The following is a 16,483-nucleotide window of genomic DNA, read 5'->3' on the forward strand; positions in this document are numbered from 1 at the left end:
ATCAGATTCCCCTCAGTCTGGCGGTCATTAAAATGGCGCATACAGAGAGCGAATCGGTGATTTCAGCGCGCATGCACATGTCAACTGCCTCCTGCAAAGACACTTTCCGCACTTGCAGATCTTCCGTATCCTCCGGCTCCGCAGCCTCCTGCGTCAATTCCTCGGCGATGAACAGAAAGCCTTCTTCATTTGTGGCGGAGTTGGAAGTATGAATGCGTCCGAGTTTCGTCCATTTTCCAGCAACCAGGCCCGTTTCCTCTTTCAATTCACGCTTTGCGGCAACCAGCGGATCGGCATTCAGTGCGCCGCCGCCTTCCGGGATTTCCCACGAATATTCATCAATGGCATAACGATATTGGCCTACCAGATAAATGTTGCCTTCCGCATCCAAAGGAATAACGCCAATAGCCTGATTCTTAAATTTCACCAGCCCATATATGCCTTTATTCCCCGACGGGTTGATCACATCGCGATGGCTCAGTTCCAGCCATGCATTTTCGTAAACAGTTTCGGTTGAAAGTGTTTTCCAATTATTTTCTGTGGTTATAACCCGCATTTTCTTAGTATTTTTGGCCTCTGAATTTCAAATCGCAGATGCAAATAAACCAAAATAAGCTTAAACAACGTCTCATACTGCTGTCTTTTATAGCCAGCATCCTGCTGACGGGTTTGAAATTCTTCGCCTACTATCTCACCTCCTCCAACGCCATCCTGAGTGACGCGCTCGAATCGATCATCAATGTGATCGCGAGCGGTTTTGCGTTTTACAGCATTTATCTTTCTGCGCAGCCCAAAGACCGCAACCATCCGTATGGTCATGGTAAAATAGAGTTTTTCTCGGCCGGGTTTGAAGGTGCGCTGATCATGATCGCTTCGCTTTTTATCATTATAGAAGCGGTAAACAGGATTCTGGACCCCGCTCCTATTCAAAACCTGCTTCAAGGTTCCGGTTTTATCCTTTTTACCATTCTGGTGAATACTGCTATTGGTTATAAACTATTAAGCGAAGGCAAAAGGGTTAATTCGCTGGCATTGATCGCTGATGGCAGACATTTGATGACGGACAGCGTCAGCAGTATGGTGCTCATATTAAGCGTTGGCCTGATCATGCTCACGGGTTATGTCTGGATTGACAGCGTGGCATCGTTGCTGTTTGGCCTATTCCTGGCTTATAATGGTTTCCTGTTAGTCAGCAAATCCGTTGCCGGTTTAATGGACGCGGTGGACGATGCGCTGCTGGAAAAAGTGGTGCAGACATTGAAAATCAACAAAAAGACAGAATGGATTGACGTGCATAACCTGCGCGTGCAGCAGTATGGCTCGGATCTGCACATTGACTGCCATTTGACGCTGCCATATTATTGGGAACTGCAAAAAGTGCATGAAACAATTCATAATTTTGAAAACATACTCAAAGAAAGTCATACGGGAGAAACCGAAATTTTCGTTCATGCAGACCCGTGCCTGTATCAGTGCTGCTACTTTTGCCGGGTAGAAGATTGCCCCGTTCGCGCGCATGCATTCATCAAGGACATTGACTGGGACGCAGCGAGCCTCGTGAAAAACGAAAAGCTGTATAACGAAGCCAGAATTCACATTCCATAATAAACATAAATCTAAATTCTAACCAAAATGTACGTTTCCCGTCGTGATTTCCTTAAAAAAGCTGGTGCGACTGCCTTTGCAGCAACTGCTTTTTCCGACTTACTAATGGCAGATCCTGCTAAAAAACTATGGTTTGATATTTCTCTCGCAGAATGGTCATTACACAAAGCGCTTTTCAAAAAAGAACTGACTAATCTTGACTTCCCTGCGTTGGCGAAAAAAGAGTTTGGCATTTCAATCGTAGAATATGTAAACCAGTTTTTCAAAGACAAAGCGGAAGACAAAACATATCTGAATGATCTGATTCAAAGACAAAAAGACAACGGCGTTACCGCTCACCTGATCATGATCGATGGCGAAGGTGGCCTCGGAGAATTGGATGCTGCGGTGCGTAACAAAGCAGTTGAGAACCATTATCGCTGGGTTGAAGCTGCAAAATATTTAGGTTGCAAAACTATCCGTGTGAATGCATTCGGAAAAGGAAGCTTCGAAGAAATAGAAAAATCTGCCGTTGAAGGACTTGGCAAGTTAGGTGAGTTTGCTGCGAAAACCGGCATTAACGTAATCGTAGAAAACCACGGAGGATCTTCGTCTAATGGACAATGGTTGTCAGGCGTTATGAAGCAGGTTAACCTCAAAAACGTAGGAACATTACCAGATTTCGGCAACTTCTGCATCACCAGAAAAGACGGCGGCTGCGCAGAATCATACGACAGATATCAGGGAACAAAAGAATTAATGCCTTTCGCAAAAGGTGTAAGCGCTAAAACCTACGATTTCGACGAAAAAGGAAACTGCGTAGAAACAGACTACACAAAAATTCTGAAAATCGTAAAGGACGCTGGCTTCAAGGGAATTGCAGGGATTGAATATGAAGGAAGCAAGCTTTCCGAGTATGACGGGATCAAGGCGACGAAGGCGTTGCTAGAGCGCGTTGGGCCTACTGTATAACCCCCAACCTATTGAACGGAGCTGCTTGTTTTTGCCCCCAAACCCCTAAGGGGGGCTTCGTTACTGCTAGTTAAATGACTTGTCACCCTGAGCGGAGTCGAAGTGAGGACCGTTATGCCCATTGCATCCTACACTTCCCTTCGACTCCGCTCAGGGTGACAGTTGGCTTAGATTAACTCTATTAATAAGAATGACGGAAATAATCTCCGAGCCACCTTTTTAGATCTGGTAGCCTTACATCCCCAAATAACTCAAAAACTCCTTCTTAGTCCCTTCTTCCTGGAACTTCCCGCCATAAAACGCAGTAACAGTAGAACTCCCCGAATCCCGGATTCCGCGTGATTGTACGCACATGTGTTGCGCGTCGATTACTACGGCTACATCCTCCGTTTCCAAAGCCAGTTTCAACTCGTTAGCGATTTGCACGGTGAGTCTTTCCTGAACTTGCGGGCGTTTTGCGAAGTATTCTACGATGCGGTTTAGTTTGGAGAGGCCGATCACTTTGCCGCTGGAAATGTAGGCGACGTGGGCTTTTCCGTAAATAGGCACGAAATGGTGTTCGCAGTTGGAGAATACCGAAATATCTTTTTCGACCAGCATCTGGTCGTATTTGTATTTATTTTCAAAAAGTGTGACCGCTGGTTTGTTTTTAGGATCGAGTCCGCTGAAAACCTCTGTGATATACATTTTGGCGACACGTTTTGGCGTGCCTTTCAGGCTGTCATCGGTCAGGTCGAGACCCATGATTTCCATAATGTGGCGGAAATGCTTTTCGATCAGCTCCATCTTCATATCATCATCCATCGCAAAAGCATCTTGGCGCATGGGCGTATCTATGGAAGAGAATAAATGATCATTCCCGATTTCCTCAACCTCAACCGTTTCAGTCGACTGGATATTCGACGAAGTTCCGTTCTGTTTCATATAATCTAACTTTCAGGTCAAGGCCTGAGTCAATTTTTGGTCTCAATATTGAATATATAACAATCGCGATATTTTCCGCGGAGGGGTTGAGTGATTTGAATTCTTCGACGTCCAGGTTCAGGTTTTTGTGGTCAAAACGATCTAGTACAAATTCCTTTAAAACAGAACTTAACACCTTCATGTCCAATACATAACCTGTTTCAGGATCCACCTCGCCGGTTACTTTCACGATCAGTTCGTAATTATGCCCGTGAAAATTGGGATTGTTGCATTTACCGAACACGCGCTCGTTCTTTTCAGCCGGCCATTCCGGATTATGAAGACGATGAGCCGCATTGAAATGTTCCTTTCGAAACACCGCCACCTTTTGCGCCATATGATTTATATAAATTAATGTTTGCTTTAAATGTCGTTACAAAGTATGTGCCCAACACATTTAAAGCCTTCGAGCCTGGACGTAATGCTCGTTTTGGAGTTACTTGATTGGGTTAACGCTTTACAAATCCAATTTGTTCATTTTTTGAAACATTCATTATCAGTTACGATAAAGGACTTCAAAGGGATTAATAAAAAAATTAAAAAATACGGTTATTGCATGTAAATTGCGATCTTGGAAACCATTGCACCTAGGCCGGTTTACTGCATTCTAAACCTTTAAGTTGGACAACTTCATGAATAGACGCGATTTTATTCAAAAAGCCACAATGGCCGGACCCGCTATCGGGATACTGCCATCATTGTATTCAAACGAAGCAAGAATTGCTGATAAAGTGCGGCTTGGCTTTATTGGCGTAGGCCTTCGCGGCCGCAGCCATCTGGAACAGGCGCTTTACAGAAAAGACGTGGAAGTGAACGCGATCTGTGACATTGATCCTGCTGCCATTAACTTTTCACTCGAACAAATCAAAAAATCAGGACGAAAGGCACCGGCAGTTTACGGCAAAGGGGATGAGGATTTTTTGAACCTTGTCAAACGCGACGATCTGGACGGCATACTCATCGCCACACCCTGGCAATGGCACGTGCCTATGACATTGGCTGCGATGAATGCCGGGAAATATGCGGCAGTAGAAGTCTCCGCAACAGTTACGCTGAAAGAATCCTGGGACCTGGTGGATACTTTTGAAAAAACAGGCTCGCATTGCATGATCCTGGAAAATGTTTGTTACCGCCGGGATGTCATGGCCATTCTGAAAATGGTGCGCGAAGGAATGTTCGGAGAAATGACCTACGCACATTGCGGTTATCAGCACGATCTGCGATCCGTTAAACTCAACGACGGCAAAAGCAATGGCGGCGTGGGTGTGGAATTTGGCGAGAAAGGATTTTCCGAAGCCAAGTGGCGCACGCAGCATTCAGTAGACCGCAATGGCGACATCTATCCGACACACGGTTTAGGCCCCGTTGCACATTGGCTGGACATTAACCGCGGAAACAGCTTTTCCTATCTGACTTCAACAGCCACGAAATCAAGGGGATTGCATAAATATATTGTAGATCACGGCGGGAAAGACCACCCGAATGCCAAAGTTAATTTCAAGCTCGGCGACATTGTAACGACTGTAATTCAGTGCCATAATGGCGAAAACATCGTGCTCGTTCATGACACTAACTCGCCACGTCCCTACTCGCTGGCTTTCCGTGCGCAGGGAACAAACGGCATCTGGATGAATGACGGCAACAGTATATATATAGAAGGTGTTTCTCCCAAAGAGCACACAGCCGAGCCCGACAAGGCATATTTAACCAAAAATGATCATCCTTTATGGTCGAAATACGCGAAAGACGCCGAAAGTGCAGGCCACGGCGGCATCGACTATTTTGTATTGAGAGGATTTATTGAATCCATTAAAAGAAAAACGGCACCGCCCATCGACGTGTACGACGCGGCGACTTGGAGTGCTATCAGCCCATTATCAGAATTATCCATTGCAAAAGGAAGCGCACCGGTTGAAATCCCTGACTTCACAAGAGGCAAATGGAAAACCAACAAGCGCATTTTCGGGCTCAATGATGAATATTAGGATCTCATTTTTCATTTTAAACTGCATAACCCTGACCAATTAATTTTAACCTAAATGAACAACAAGAACAGCTACCTTGGCCCTCTCTTTATGATTGGCGTTATATTCTTTGTGATGGGTTTCATCACTTGGGTAAACGGCACCTTGATTACATTTTTCAAAAAAGCATTTTCCCTTGACAACACCAGCTCCTATCTGGTGACATTCGCCTTCTTTATATCCTACACGGTCATGGCGATCCCTTGCTCGTACGTTGTAAAAAAGACAGGTTTCAAAAACGGAATGTCGCTGGCATTGCTTGTAATGGCTGCAGGAACATTGATCTTCATTCCAGCCGCTGAAATGGCATCCTACCCCGTATTTCTGGTTGGTCTTTTCACAATCGGGATCGGTCTGACTGTTTTACAAACATCTTCCAACCCATACGCAACGATCCTCGGGCCTCGCGAAAGTGCAGCACAACGGATCAGTATTATGGGAATTGCCAATAAATCAGCAGGGATTTTGAGCCAGGTGATCATTGGTAAATTGCTTCTGTCGGGCGCAAGCTCAACAGATCCACAAGAAGAACTGGACAAAGTGGTTGTTCCGTATCTCGTTCTGACGGCCGTTTTGGTTGGTCTGGCAATTTTGATCCGTATGTCAAAAGGTCTGGTTGAAGTAAGCGAGGAAGAGGAAGCGCCGGTTGGGACATTGCCTGTTGTTGAAAAAACGAGCGTTTTCCAGTTTCCTAACCTTGTGTTGGGGGTGATTGCCTTGTTCTGTTATGTCGGTGTTGAAGTTATTGCCGGTGATACTATTATTAACTATGGCGTTTCGCTGGGCTTTGCGGAAGAGGAAGCGAGACTTTTTGGAACATATACATTGGGCGGAATGATGTTTGGCTACATTTTAGGCATTGTATTAATTCCTAAATACGTATCTCAACAAGCATATCTCATGTTTTCGGCCGTTCTGGGAATGGTGGTGACCATTGCTGCGATCTTCACGACAGGTTTTGCTTCTGTCATTTGCATTGCCATTTTAGGTTTTGCCAATGCGGTGATCTGGCCGGCATTATGGCCTTTGGCTTTGAGCGGGTTAGGTAAGTTTACTAAAATTGCATCTGCGTTACTGGTGATGGGAATTTCCGGTGGTGCGGTGATGCCATTGATTTATGGCGGCATTGCGGATTCCATCAAAAACGAACAGCAGGCCTATTGGATCATGGTTCCATTATATATGTTTATCCTTTATTTCGGTCTGATTGGCCATAAAAAGAAAAGCTGGTAGTTCATGAGGATTTCGACTCCGGGCCGTATATGTTTATTTGGTGAACATCAGGATTATCTAGGATTACCTGTTATTGCAGCAGCCATTTCGCGCAGGATCAGCATCGACGGACATTACCGCGATGACAATAAGATCATCCTGCATTTGCCCGATCTCGGGCTGAAAGAGGAATTTTCACTTCAAGATACATTTCCATACGTGGTGCAGCGGGATTATTTCCGCAGCACCATTAATATTTTAAAACGAAAAGGTTTATCATTTTCAAAAGGTTTTGAATGTGTAATCCAAGGTAACATTCCGATCAATTCCGGGACATCCAGCTCCTCTGCACTGATTGTCTCCTGGGCGCACTTTCTGGATAAAATGAGCGATAACCCCGTTGGTTTTTCTCAAAAGGAACTCGGTGAGATAGCCAACGCGGCGGAAGTGCTTGAATTTGGGGAGCCCGGTGGGATGATGGATCATTATTCAACGGCTATCGGCAATGTGATTTATCTCGAATCAACCCCCATCATCCATGTCGAAGCGCTGACGCCCACATTAGGAACATTCGTGTTAGGCGATTCTTTGGAAGCAAAGGACACATTGGGAATCCTCGCAAGATGCCGTTATGGAATGGAAGATGTGATTAAAAAAGTCACTAACTACGACCCCGAATTTTCCATTTTCACCACACCTTATGACAAATGGAGTGACTATAAAGCGCAGCTTACCGATGACGAGCTGAGCCTTTTGAAAGCCAATCTGGAAGATCGCGATATTCTCATTGAGGGGAAAGCCTTATTAAACCAAAGTGTTAACAGCCCCGTCGATGAAGTTTTTGACAAAAAATTCGGTGGTCTTCTTTACAAACATTACAAAAACCTGCGCGACCACAAACGGACCTCAACGCCGAAAATCGAACGCATGATGAATGCTGCATTATCTGTGGGCGCATTGGGCGGGAAAATCAATGGTTCGGGCGGCGGCGGTTGCATGTTTGCATATGCGCCGACCAGGGCCGAAGAAGTAGCAGAAGCCATTGAAAAAGAAGGTGGAAAAAGTTACATTATCACCGTTGATTCAGGAACACGGATCGAAAACTGAGGCATTAAAATGCACGATTGTAATTCCGATTGTGTTTTTGTTTTAAGACCTTTGCCAATAATAATAACAACTCCATGGCAGTAGTTACAGCTTCTGAAAAAACAACAAATCTTTACTGTCCCTCACTGACAGCATATAACAGGCGAAAGACCATCACAATCAATATCGGCGACCTTCCCATGGGTTCCGATTATCCCATTCGCGTCCAGTCGATGACGACCGTGGACACGATGGATACGCAAGGCTCCATTGATGAAGTGATCAGAATGGTGGATTCGGGCTGTGAATATGTGCGCATTACGGCGCCTAGTGTAAAGGAAGCGCAGAATCTTGAAAACATCCGGAACGGCCTGCGCAAAGTTGGCATTAATGTTCCTTTGATTGCTGATATACATTTTACACCCAACGCGGCTGAGTTAGCGGCGAGGATCGTAGAAAAAGTTAGGATTAACCCCGGAAACTACGCCGACCGCAAGCGTTTCGAAGTGATCGATTACACGGACGCTTCTTATGCTGCGGAGCTGGAAAGAATTCGTGAAAAATTTATCCCGCTCGTGCGCATATGCAAGGAATATGGCACCGCCATGCGCATTGGTACCAACCACGGTTCCCTATCCGACCGGATTTTAAGCCGTTATGGCGACACGCCGCTGGGCATGGTGGAATCTGCACTGGAATTTTTGCGGATCTGTGAGGAGTTCAATTATTTCAACATTGCGCTTTCCATGAAATCCAGCAACACGCAGGTGATGGTGGAAGCTTATCGTTTGCTCGTGCAGCGCTTGGATGAAGAAGGTTTGAAGCCTTACCCGCTGCATCTCGGCGTTACGGAAGCCGGCGAAGCAGAAGATGGCCGGATCAAATCGGCCGTGGGAATCGGCACCTTGTTGGAAGATGGGCTTGGTGATACGGTAAGGGTTTCACTGACGGAAGCACCTGAGAAAGAAGCACCTGTGGCACGCGCATTAATCCAGCGCTACGCCAATCGCACCCCTCATGATTACATTGAACCTGTAGAATCCTGCCCGATCAATCCATTCCAATATACACGACGGGATACTCAGGAAGTTTACAACATCGGGCACTTGAATGTGCCACGTGTTATCGCGGATTATTCCAATATAGAAGTAACGCAGCTCGACGACCTGAAAAGCATCGGACATTTCTTTTTGCCTGTGCCAGATAAGTGGGCAATGAATGATCAGGGAGCTGATTTTATCTATTCAGGAAAAAATCCTTTGCCGTTCATGTTACCGAATGGACTGCGTGAAATCCTGGATTATGAGCAATGGCTCACGCACGAGAACGCAGTCAACAAATTCCCTCTTTTTGGGGCCGAAGAATGGCTTGAAGCCGATAAAATAAACGTTTCCACACAGCTGAATTTCATCAAAGGAAACATTCACACGCTCGACAATTCGCTTCTTGAAAGCATCAGATTCTCGACGAATATTGTTCTTCTAATTCATACTGACAACGCCCACGCAATGCCCGAGCTTCGCCGTTTTTTCTATAAACTGGTTGAAAAAGGCATTAAGGTTCCCGTAGTTGTGCAGCGCTATTACGCAACGGATCTTGGCGATGAACTCACATTATATTCAGCCACGGACATTGGTGGTTTGCTTGTAGACGGTTTTGGAGATGGCGTATTACTGCAACCCACATTTCCGGAACATCAGGTTCACGCTGAAAAATTAAAGTCTGCTGCCTCGTTCAACAGCATTGCTTTCGGCATTTTGCAGGCAGCAAGAACCAGGATGTCGAAAACGGAATACATTTCCTGTCCATCCTGCGGCAGAACCCTTTTCGATTTGCAGGAAACCACCGCAATGATCCGCAAACATACCGAACATTTGAAAGGCGTAAAAATCGGCATTATGGGCTGCATCGTAAATGGCCCAGGTGAAATGGCAGACGCGGATTACGGTTATGTGGGTATGGGAAAAGATAAAATTGCTTTATATCGTGGTCAGGAAGTGATCAAGAGATCGGTTACAGCGGCAAAGGCCGTGGAAGAATTGATTGGCTTAATCCGTGAAGACGGCCGCTGGATTGAGCCGGACGAGCGGGAAATATTGGTTTAGTAGGGTTGGTTAAGACAGCAATCAGTAAATTTTATGAAAAGATACTTTCAGTTAGGCGACGTGTTTGGCTATTTCATCCGCGTCTTCAAAAAAAGGGATCCTAATGCCCCCGATTCCTTTAACCTGCGCATGATGCATGGGATCAACAAAATTTCCATCATCATGTTCCTGATTTGCGTTATTGTAATGATCGTTAGAGCATTGACACGATGAATTTAGAATCGCTGAGAGATTACTGTCTGGCATTGCCGGGCGTAATCGAAGAACTACCATTCGGTCCTGATACACTGGTCTTTAAAGTAAAAGGCAAAGTGTTCCTGCTCACCCCAATGGACTCAGCGTCCCACCAGTTCAACGCCAAATGTGACCCCGAAAAAGCCGAAGAACTCCGAGAAAAATATCCGGACGTAAAGCCCGGATATCATATGAATAAAAAGCACTGGAACACGGTTTACGTAACCGGTAACATCCCAAGTGAGACGTTATTTGAATGGGTAAAGGATTCTTATGATCTGATTGTGAAGAGTTTGCCCAAGAAAGACCAGGCGGAGTTGGCTGGATAAGTAGTGTTGTGCTAGGCCTTCGGCTGGCCGGCGATCCGGTATGCTCAGTGTGACAGGTGCTCGACGTGTGCATTGTGCTGGCGCTTCGGCCGGCCGGCGATCCGGTGCGCTTAGGCTGACAGGGGCTGGAATTGAGCGTTGTGCTTGCCCTTCGACTCCGCTCAGGGTGACAGGGTATGGAACTGAGCTTTGTGCTGGCACTTCGGCCGGCCGGCGATCCAGTGCGCTCAGAGTGACAGGTGCTGGGAATAGAGCATTGTGCTTGCACTTCGACTACGCTCAGTGTGACAAGGTGCTCGACATGTGCATTGTGCTGGCACTTTGACTCCGCTCAGGGTGACAGGTGCTGGGAATAGAGCATTGTACTAGCACTTCGACTAAGGTAAGTGTGACAGGTCGGACGAGACATTAACAATATCGAAATAAGCTACTGTCAGTCTGAGCGGAGCCGAAGACACATCCCCGATGCACTCACGGACCCCAACGCCTTAACGAGCAACAACGCCCTGGCAGTTTGAGCGCACCGGATCGCCGGCCGGCCGAAGACACATCCCCGACGCACTCACGGACCCCAACGCCTTAACGAGCAACAACGCCCTGTCAGTCTGAGCGCACCGGATCGCCGGCCGGCCGAAGACACATCACCGACGCACTCACGAACCACAACGCATTAACGAGCAACAACGCCCTGTCAGTCTGAGCGTACCGGATCGCCGGCCGGCCGAAGACACATCCCCGACGCCAAAACGAGTCAAAACGCCCTGTCAGTCTGAGCGGAGTCGAAGACACATCCCCAACGCCCTATCGAGCATCAACGCCCCGTCAGTCTGAACGTACCGGATCGCCGGGTGGTCAGAGCAACAACGCCTAATCCCGCCAATACGCCGTGCGAAAAACTACTTCGCGGCCTTCATCTCTTCATCCAACTTCTTACTCAGTGTTTCGCAAACGCCTTCAATGGCATCTGCCATGATGTTGTCATTGGTGGCTGTCAGTAGCGTGTCGGCTATTCCGCTCATGAGTTCGATGTAGAAGCGTTTCATTTCGAAGACTTCCATGTCCTTTGTCCAAAGGTCGATTTTTAATGTGCCGCGGTGGTAATGGTCCCAAACAGCGATGGCGATGGCGCGGGTGTCGTTGATGCCTTCGTTGGGATTGTCGGTTGCATTCCAAAAAATCTTTTCAGGTATGTTCTTGTCGTCGAGTTCAACGCTAAAATGTATTTCCGATTTTTTCATATGAGGTGTTAATATTTAGACAAAAGTAACCATTCGGTGAAATTTATAGTTCTGAAATTACTTTGCTGCCTGCTTAAACACCTTTTTTAACAAATCGGTTACCCTTGCTTTCGGGTCTTCGCGGATCTTTTTTTCTTCCTGCGCGATCAGCACATATAGTCCGTCAATCGTCTTCTGGGTCGCATAACCTTTCAAATCCGGGTTCACTTTTTTCACCAGCGGGATTTTGTTGTAAGTATCGACGATCTCTTTATAATAATCGGTCGCTTTGTTCAGGTTCAGTGTTGAATCGACAACCGGGAAAAAGGTTGCGTACAAATCTTCGTTTGTAGTTTTCTTTAAATACTGGGTAGCAGCATCATCTTGCCCTTTCAAAATGCCTAATGCATCCGGCACAGTCATGGAAGTGATGGCTTTTACGAAAATCGGCTTTGATTTTTTTGCGGCGTCTTCCGCAGCGCGGTTCAGCGACAATGTAAATTTATCAACCTGATCGCCAAGTCCCATTTTCCGCAATGTCTCAGCGACCTTCTGCGCTTCCGGCGGAACGGCGATTTTGATTAATTCATTTTTGAAAAAACCATCCATTTTGGAAGCTTCCGCGGAACCGTTGCTAATCCCGACATTCAGGGCTTCTTTTAAACCCGACACGATCTCATTTTCACCGAGCCCGTCTCCTTTTCCGCTCACCTTATCCAGCACTTTTCCTAAGTTGAACTGTGCCTGCGAATTAGTGCCTGTTATGAGCGAAAATAATATTATTGCTAAGATTTTGTGATTCATTACGATTGTGTTTGTTAAATTCTGACTACGCCTTAAACGTACTCAATAACGATTAATTTTACTTATTTTTGGGAAAATAACGGTCTCATTCAACCAATTCCAAACTATGGTTCCCTTAATCCGGGCTGAAATATTAACGATCGGTGATGAAATTCTTTTTGGACAAATTACGGATACAAATACGCAATGGATTGGCGCTCAACTCACTGATATTGGCATCCGTCCGGTCAGAAAGACTTCGGTTGGTGACAATAAGGCCGACATCCTGGATGCCTTCTCGGCGGCCAGTCAGCGGGTGGACGTTATTATAGTGACGGGTGGCCTTGGCCCTACCCGGGATGACATTACCAAGCATACATTTTGCGAATATTTTGGGACTGAACTGGAAATCAACCAGGAAGCGCTGGAACTGATCACTGCGTTTTTTGCGAAACGCGGCCGCGCCATGACCGAGCTGAACATTCAGCAGGCAGCACTTCCCAAAAATTGTACTTACATTCCAAACCTTTGGGGAACAGCGCCCGGAATGTGGTTTGAAAAAAACAATGTAGTCTACGTTTCGCTGCCCGGCGTTCCATACGAAATGAAGAGCCTGATGGAATTTGAGATCCTTCCCAGGCTGAAAGCAAAGTTTGTTTCCAATATTATTCAACATAAATCGGTTCGGACGATCGGCATAGGAGAATCCTTTCTGGCCGAGACGATCGCACCTTGGGAAGACGCCCTTCCGGAACACATAAAATTGGCTTATCTTCCTCATTTTGGTCAAGTTAAGCTGCGTCTGACGGGAACAGGAACGGACCAAAATCAGCTCGATGCTGATCTGGCAGAGCAGGTTGCATCGCTGATGCCTTACATTGAAGAGTGGGTTTTCGGGTTTGACAATGATGAACTGGAAACGGTCGTAGGATCGTTACTAATCCGGAACCAGGCTACGGTAGGGACCGCAGAAAGTTGCACGGGCGGTTTTGTAGCCAATCAGATCACGAATGTCCCCGGCGCGTCCCGATATTTTGAAGGGTCCGTGGTGAGTTACAGCAATGAGGTGAAAATGAATGTTTTAGGCGTCTCACCTCAGACATTGGAAACATTCGGGGCGGTGAGCGAGCAGACTGCACGTGAAATGGCCGAAGGCGCCCGCAAAGTCCTGAACACGACATTCGCGATCTCTACAACGGGCATAGCAGGACCGGATGGCGGCACAGCTGAAAAACCGGTCGGAACCGTGTGGATCGGCTGCGCGACACCGGACGAGACATTTACCCAGTTGCTCACTTTACGCAACAACCGCAAGATCAATATAGAACTCACCTCTTCCTATGCATTGAATTTGTTGCGGAAAACCATTTTGAAAACAAATCTTGCCATTAAGGGTTGAGAAAATCATTTAATACATTCGGCAGCGAAATGGGCTGTCGGGAATGAAAGAAACCAGTTATGAAAATAGTTGAAATGGTAATGCCTCCAATGGGCGAAAGCATTATGGAATGCACTGTACTTCATTTACTTGCGAAAGCCGGGGATAAGGTTTCGGTGGATGATTCGATTTTGGAGGTTGCCACGGATAAAGTGGATACGGAAGTGCCCTGCCCTTTTTCGGGTGTGCTTACAGAATGGCTTGTTGCTGAAAATGACATTGTGCCGATCGGGAGCCCGGTCGCAAAGATCGAGGTGGAGAATGATGTGGACGAAGGCGATCAGCAACCGGTTAGTAAACCTGATAATGAATCAGTTACATCCGCACCAGAAGTGGAAGCAACAGCTGCTGTTTTGGAAAAAGAATATGAGCAGGTGCTGACCAAAAAGGCGGAACCCGCCCTGGATTTGGCGCATAGTAATCCGGATTACAACGCTTTTTATTCCCCGCTCGTGCTTAGCATTGCACGTGAAGAGCACATTACCGAAACCGAGCTTGCTACCATTCCCGGAACGGGCATGGAAAACAGGGTGACCAAAAGCGACATTTTCTCCTTTCTCAATAATCGTAAAAAGCAAGTTGCCGTTCCTGCGCCCGCGGCAACTTCGCTGAATGGCAGCAACGAGATCATTGAAATGGACCGGATGCGGAAGATGATCTCGCAGCGAATGGTGGAGTCCAAGAGAATTTCGGCGCACGTTACCTCATTTATCGAGACTGATATGACGCCGGTTGTTCAATGGCGGGAACATACGAAAGCCGAATACCGGAAAAAAACAGGAGACAGCATCACATTCACCCCGATCTTGATCGAGGCCGTCGTGAAAGCAATTAAAGATTATCCGATGATCAACATTTCCATCGATGGCGATAAGATCATTAAGAAAAAGGAAATTAACATTGGTATGGCCGTGGCTTTGCCGGATGGAAATTTAATTGTTCCTGTCATTCACCGAGCCGACCAATATGACTTGCCAGGTCTGGCTAGAAAAGTGAATGATCTTGCCAAAAGAGCGCGTGAAAATAAATTAAAAGCCGATGACCTGGCTGGCGGAACTTACACGATTTCCAACATTGGTGCATTTGCCAATCTAATGGGAACGCCGATCATCGTGCAGCCGCAGGTTGCGATCATGGCTTTCGGTGCGATCAAAAAGAAACCGGCGGTGATTGAAACGCCGCAAGGTGATTTGCTTGGCATCCGCAGCCTGATGTTTATCTCGCATTCTTACGACCACCGCGTTGTAGACGGCTCATTAGGCGGGCTTTTCCTGAAACGTGTGAATGATTACCTGGAAAATTTCGATACGCACAGATCTATAATGTAATGCTCAGACTTACCCTGGACATGGACGATGTGATGGCGAACACACATAAGAAGCTCGCCAACATTGTGCATAATGATTTTTCAACAGTATATAACGAAGAACAGCTGAGAAAAAGCGCTTTCAGGGACATCTTACACCCAAAGCAACTTGCAAAGCTGCACAAGATCATTGATACACCCGGTTTTTTTGCTGACATTGAAGTGATGAACGGGGCGGTTGAAACGGTTTACAAACTGTCCAAGTTTTATGAAATATTTGTAGCCACTGCCTGTATGGAATTTCCAACGTCCTTCAACGACAAATTTGCATGGCTTAAAAAGCATTTTCCGTTTATTCCCTGGACTAATGTTGTGTTTTGCGGTTATAAAAGCATTATCCAATCTGATTATTTGATCGACGATCATGTGCGGAACCTGAATGCATTCAAAGGAACGGGCATACTTTTCACAGCGCCGCATAATGTTAAAGAAACCTCATTTAAGCGTGTTTCCAATTGGAAGGATGTTTCTGAATTATTCCTACCTATCGCATGAAACTACTATTAATTGAAGACGAACCGAAAACGCTGCAATCCATTAAACAAGGGTTGGAAGAAAACGGATATGAGGTCGACATTGCATATGACGGTCTGATCGGCAGGCAGTTAGCAAAAAATAATACATATCAGTTGATCATTAGCGATATTATCATTCCTGGTATTAATGGCATCGAGCTTTGCCGCGAAATCCGTACCTGGGGTGATGAAACGCCGATATTAATGTTAACCGCATTAGGCACAACGGATGATAAAGTTACGGGCCTGGATGCTGGCGCGGATGATTATCTGGTCAAACCATTCGAATTTAAAGAACTTCTTGCGCGTGTAAGGGCGCTCACGAAACGCGGGACAACCGTTTCCCACACCGCGCAGGTCCTTAAATTTGCCGATCTGGAAATATCATTGGATGCGAAAACAGTGCATAGGTCAGGAAACAAGATTAATCTTACGGCAAGGGAATTCAACTTGCTTGTCTACCTGATCCGTAACCAGGGCCGTGTGATTTCAAAAGTAGAAATTGCGGAGCAGGTTTGGGACATTGGGTTTGATACGGGCACGAATGTGATTGAAGTTTATGTCAATTATCTTCGTAAAAAAATTGATAAGGATTATCCTGTCAAACTGATCCACACGCAATTTGGCATGGGCTATGTGCTTAAAGTAGAGTAAA

The 16,483-nt window shown here is 46.2% G+C and carries 17 protein-coding genes; 12 read left to right on the forward strand and 5 right to left on the reverse strand.

Annotation, left to right across the window (positions count from 1 at the left end; genetic code table 11):
• Position 1 precedes the first annotated feature (1 nt).
• Complete coding sequence (locus L0659_RS21960; RefSeq protein ID WP_235128724.1) at positions 2-556, reverse strand: NUDIX hydrolase; 555 nt, start codon at positions 554-556, stop codon at positions 2-4.
• Positions 557-594: 38 nt separating this feature from the next.
• Between L0659_RS21960 and L0659_RS21965 the strand changes: the two genes are divergently transcribed.
• Together L0659_RS21965 and L0659_RS21970 are read left to right on the forward strand one after the other, a co-directional pair.
• Positions 595-1,605 (forward strand): cation diffusion facilitator family transporter, encoded by a 1,011-nt coding sequence (locus L0659_RS21965; protein ID WP_235128725.1) that lies wholly within the window; start codon positions 595-597, stop codon positions 1,603-1,605.
• 27 nt (positions 1,606-1,632) lie between these two features.
• Complete coding sequence (locus L0659_RS21970) at positions 1,633-2,556, forward strand: sugar phosphate isomerase/epimerase (RefSeq protein WP_235128726.1); 924 nt, start codon at positions 1,633-1,635, stop codon at positions 2,554-2,556.
• A 234-nt stretch (positions 2,557-2,790) separates the two neighbouring features.
• On the opposite strand, the gene folE is transcribed toward L0659_RS21970, so the two are convergent.
• Positions 2,791-3,480, reverse strand: a complete 690-nt coding sequence (gene folE, locus L0659_RS21975) for a GTP cyclohydrolase I FolE (protein WP_235128727.1) — start codon at positions 3,478-3,480, stop codon at positions 2,791-2,793.
• Positions 3,440-3,856, reverse strand: a complete 417-nt coding sequence (locus L0659_RS21980; protein ID WP_235128728.1) for a 6-carboxytetrahydropterin synthase — start codon at positions 3,854-3,856, stop codon at positions 3,440-3,442. The genes folE and L0659_RS21980 overlap by 41 nt, the downstream gene beginning before the upstream one ends.
• A 328-nt stretch (positions 3,857-4,184) precedes the next feature.
• Here L0659_RS21980 and L0659_RS21985 point away from each other — a divergent pair, with 328 nt between their 5' ends.
• The 6 genes from L0659_RS21985 to L0659_RS22010 all read left to right on the forward strand — a co-directional run bounded on the left by L0659_RS21985 (position 4,185) and on the right by L0659_RS22010 (position 10,509).
• Complete coding sequence (locus L0659_RS21985; protein WP_409019375.1) at positions 4,185-5,504, forward strand: Gfo/Idh/MocA family protein; 1,320 nt, start codon at positions 4,185-4,187, stop codon at positions 5,502-5,504.
• Positions 5,505-5,558: 54 nt separating this feature from the next.
• On the forward strand, positions 5,559-6,776 hold the full coding sequence (locus L0659_RS21990) for a sugar MFS transporter (protein WP_235128730.1): 1,218 nt from the start codon (positions 5,559-5,561) through the stop codon (positions 6,774-6,776).
• A gap of 3 nt (positions 6,777-6,779) precedes the next feature.
• A complete protein-coding gene (locus L0659_RS21995; RefSeq protein ID WP_235128731.1) occupies positions 6,780-7,862 on the forward strand; it encodes a galactokinase family protein in 1,083 nt (360 codons plus the stop codon).
• Between the two features lie 74 nt (positions 7,863-7,936).
• A complete protein-coding gene (gene ispG / locus L0659_RS22000; RefSeq protein WP_235128732.1) occupies positions 7,937-9,946 on the forward strand; it encodes a (E)-4-hydroxy-3-methylbut-2-enyl-diphosphate synthase in 2,010 nt (669 codons plus the stop codon).
• Positions 9,947-9,979: 33 nt separating this feature from the next.
• Positions 9,980-10,159: a DUF6728 family protein gene (locus L0659_RS22005; protein ID WP_235128733.1), complete on the forward strand. Its 180-nt coding sequence runs from the start codon at positions 9,980-9,982 to the stop codon at positions 10,157-10,159.
• Positions 10,156-10,509, forward strand: coding sequence for an MmcQ/YjbR family DNA-binding protein (locus L0659_RS22010; protein WP_235128734.1), 354 nt, complete (start codon positions 10,156-10,158; stop codon positions 10,507-10,509). The genes L0659_RS22005 and L0659_RS22010 overlap by 4 nt, the downstream gene beginning before the upstream one ends.
• 896 nt (positions 10,510-11,405) lie before the next feature.
• Here L0659_RS22010 and gldC read toward each other — a convergent pair.
• Together gldC and L0659_RS22020 are read right to left on the reverse strand one after the other, a co-directional pair.
• Positions 11,406-11,747: a gliding motility protein GldC gene (gene gldC, locus L0659_RS22015; RefSeq protein WP_235128735.1), complete on the reverse strand. Its 342-nt coding sequence runs from the start codon at positions 11,745-11,747 to the stop codon at positions 11,406-11,408.
• Positions 11,748-11,804: 57 nt separating this feature from the next.
• Positions 11,805-12,530: a DUF4197 domain-containing protein gene (locus L0659_RS22020; protein WP_235128736.1), complete on the reverse strand. Its 726-nt coding sequence runs from the start codon at positions 12,528-12,530 to the stop codon at positions 11,805-11,807.
• Between the two features lie 106 nt (positions 12,531-12,636).
• On the opposite strand from L0659_RS22020, the gene L0659_RS22025 reads away from it, so the two are divergent.
• Genes L0659_RS22025 through L0659_RS22040 form a run of 4 tightly spaced genes read left to right on the forward strand, consistent with a single transcriptional unit; the run spans position 12,637 to position 16,482 of the window.
• The gene (locus L0659_RS22025; protein WP_235128737.1) at positions 12,637-13,908 is read left to right on the forward strand and encodes a competence/damage-inducible protein A; all 1,272 of its coding nucleotides are present in this window, start codon (positions 12,637-12,639) and stop codon (positions 13,906-13,908) included.
• 59 nt (positions 13,909-13,967) lie between these two features.
• Entirely contained in the window at positions 13,968-15,275 is a 1,308-nt protein-coding gene (locus tag L0659_RS22030; RefSeq protein ID WP_235128738.1) for a dihydrolipoamide acetyltransferase family protein, read from the forward strand.
• Positions 15,275-15,808, forward strand: a complete 534-nt coding sequence (locus L0659_RS22035; protein WP_235128739.1) for a 5' nucleotidase, NT5C type — start codon at positions 15,275-15,277, stop codon at positions 15,806-15,808. The genes L0659_RS22030 and L0659_RS22035 overlap by 1 nt, the downstream gene beginning before the upstream one ends.
• Positions 15,805-16,482, forward strand: coding sequence for a response regulator transcription factor (locus L0659_RS22040; protein ID WP_235128740.1), 678 nt, complete (start codon positions 15,805-15,807; stop codon positions 16,480-16,482). The genes L0659_RS22035 and L0659_RS22040 overlap by 4 nt, the downstream gene beginning before the upstream one ends.
• The last annotated feature ends 1 nt before the right edge of the window (position 16,483 follow it).

Origin of the sequence: Dyadobacter sp. CY347, from assembly GCF_021502655.1 — a bacterium.
GTDB lineage: Bacteria > Bacteroidota > Bacteroidia > Cytophagales > Spirosomataceae > Dyadobacter.

Bases quoted from the DNA above. Each gene is read 5' to 3' on its own strand.
- L0659_RS22030 (WP_235128738.1), top strand. From the start codon at position 13,968: ATGAAAATAGTTGAAATGGTAATGCCTCCAATGGGCGAAAGCATTATG.
- L0659_RS21995 (WP_235128731.1), top strand. From the start codon at position 6,780: ATGAGGATTTCGACTCCGGGCCGTATATGTTTATTTGGTGAACATCAG.
- L0659_RS22005 (WP_235128733.1), top strand. From the start codon at position 9,980: ATGAAAAGATACTTTCAGTTAGGCGACGTGTTTGGCTATTTCATCCGC.
- L0659_RS22040 (WP_235128740.1), top strand. From the start codon at position 15,805: ATGAAACTACTATTAATTGAAGACGAACCGAAAACGCTGCAATCCATT.
- L0659_RS21990 (WP_235128730.1), top strand. From the start codon at position 5,559: ATGAACAACAAGAACAGCTACCTTGGCCCTCTCTTTATGATTGGCGTT.
- L0659_RS22035 (WP_235128739.1), top strand. From the start codon at position 15,275: ATGCTCAGACTTACCCTGGACATGGACGATGTGATGGCGAACACACAT.
- ispG (WP_235128732.1), top strand. From the start codon at position 7,937: ATGGCAGTAGTTACAGCTTCTGAAAAAACAACAAATCTTTACTGTCCC.
- L0659_RS21965 (WP_235128725.1), top strand. From the start codon at position 595: ATGCAAATAAACCAAAATAAGCTTAAACAACGTCTCATACTGCTGTCT.
- L0659_RS22010 (WP_235128734.1), top strand. From the start codon at position 10,156: ATGAATTTAGAATCGCTGAGAGATTACTGTCTGGCATTGCCGGGCGTA.
- L0659_RS21960 (WP_235128724.1), bottom strand. From the start codon at position 556: ATGCGGGTTATAACCACAGAAAATAATTGGAAAACACTTTCAACCGAA.
- L0659_RS21985 (WP_409019375.1), top strand. From the start codon at position 4,185: ATGGCCGGACCCGCTATCGGGATACTGCCATCATTGTATTCAAACGAA.
- L0659_RS21970 (WP_235128726.1), top strand. From the start codon at position 1,633: ATGTACGTTTCCCGTCGTGATTTCCTTAAAAAAGCTGGTGCGACTGCC.
- L0659_RS22020 (WP_235128736.1), bottom strand. From the start codon at position 12,530: ATGAATCACAAAATCTTAGCAATAATATTATTTTCGCTCATAACAGGC.
- gldC (WP_235128735.1), bottom strand. From the start codon at position 11,747: ATGAAAAAATCGGAAATACATTTTAGCGTTGAACTCGACGACAAGAAC.
- L0659_RS21980 (WP_235128728.1), bottom strand. From the start codon at position 3,856: ATGGCGCAAAAGGTGGCGGTGTTTCGAAAGGAACATTTCAATGCGGCT.
- folE (WP_235128727.1), bottom strand. From the start codon at position 3,480: ATGAAACAGAACGGAACTTCGTCGAATATCCAGTCGACTGAAACGGTT.
- L0659_RS22025 (WP_235128737.1), top strand. From the start codon at position 12,637: ATGGTTCCCTTAATCCGGGCTGAAATATTAACGATCGGTGATGAAATT.